Source organism: Leptolyngbya cf. ectocarpi LEGE 11479 (assembly GCF_015207065.1).
Classification (GTDB): domain Bacteria; phylum Cyanobacteriota; class Cyanobacteriia; order Phormidesmidales; family Phormidesmidaceae; genus Leptothoe; species Leptothoe ectocarpi.
Window position 1 is genome coordinate 1 of sequence record NZ_JADEXP010000624.1, and the last position, 1,480, is coordinate 1,480.

Sequence of the window (1,480 nt, forward strand, 5' to 3'; positions counted from 1 at the left end):
ATGCTATACCTAGTTATGAACTGACAGTAGAGTTTTGGTTGCCTTTTGACTTGATGCTTGATTTAAAGGCTGATTCCTGGAAGATTAAATCGCAAAAACGTGGCCGTTCAAGAACGAGTGTTCCCCTTGGAAGTAAACATAAAGTTGTCGTACGTTCCTTTGATAGATATGATGTCAAGTCTGATTATAATAACTTGGTGAAAACCTGGAATAAATTAAATTCTTACTCTATTACAAAGTCAGATTTCAATATCGTTACAACTAAGATTGTTTATCTCAGCTGTTGGGCTAAGTTGGAATCTCTTCTGCAAGCATCAGATCCATATAAGCTGGGCATGGCAATTGCCTGCTCTCTTAATTCAGAGAAACAGAAAAAAGATAAGCTGATAGAAAAAATTCTGGATTCAGGTATTCCAATTGTTGTTTGGTCTAGAGATAGAAATCTTGAGAATCTTGAAAAAAATATGTGCTCATTATTTAATTTGGCTCATCTTACTGACGACTCTCATTTGCTAGAAAAGATTTCAAATATACGTAAATTTGCTGATGATCAGCAACCACTAGGATATCATTTGGGAGTTTGGTGTGATGTTCCTCAAAAGATAACTGAAATCCAAAAGTTTCGTAAGCAAGCGAGGTTAGAGGCATGAGCGAAAGCTCTATAAACTGGCAAGTCTTTCGAGGTGACCATATCCAAGATGGAGAACGTATCAAGCGGCTTCCTCCTCCTCCTCCTTGGCGACAGTTTAGACCTAAGGCTAAGAAAAATGATGCAGATAAAGTAGCAGCTAGCACAACTACTTATCATCAAAGAATTCTAGACTATTGGATAAAACTTCAAATCCTGGCGGACAAAGATGAAAACATTCATGATCGCTTACGAGGTGAGAAGTTTCGAATTCGGACAGATCAGGCGAATGTGATTCAAGCTGTAAATGCGGCTCTGTCTCTTCGTCGTCCTTTATTGATTACTGGTAGACCGGGTTCAGGCAAAACCTCATTAGCCTATGCGATCGCATATGAACTCAAACTTGGTCCAGTCTTAATGTGGCCCGTTACGGCCCGTTCAACTTTAGAACTGGGCCTTTATCGCTACGATGCCATTGCTCGTTTACAAGATGCCCAACTGCGTAAGCAGAAAGTTGAAGCAAATGAGTCTGTTGAAAAAGAACACTCGATTGGAGATTATATTCAACTTGGTCCATTAGGAACCGCCTTTTTACCTACTCCCTATCCTCGGGTGTTGCTTATTGACGAGATTGATAAAAGTGATATCAACCTACCTAATGATCTGCTGCATTTGTTAGAGGAAGGGAAGTTTGAAATTCCTGAACTGATACGCCTTGTAGATAACCAATCTCAGAAAAATAGCCTCTCAGAGGCGCAACTTAAATTTGCTGAATCTAAGCCTCAAGAATTGACACAAATTCGTACGGCAGATGACATACAAGTTTCTATCGAGGGTGGCAGTGTCCGTTGT

At 39.9% G+C, this 1,480-nt stretch carries 2 protein-coding genes; both read left to right on the forward strand.

Annotated elements, in window-relative coordinates; genetic code table 11:
- A partial coding sequence (locus IQ260_RS30555) for a VMAP-C domain-containing protein (protein ID WP_193996796.1) occupies positions 1-650 on the forward strand: 650 nt, incomplete at its 5' end.
- The coding region (locus IQ260_RS30560; RefSeq protein ID WP_193996797.1) for an AAA family ATPase at positions 647-1,480 on the forward strand (834 nt) is incomplete at its 3' end. The genes IQ260_RS30555 and IQ260_RS30560, both read left to right, overlap by 4 nt.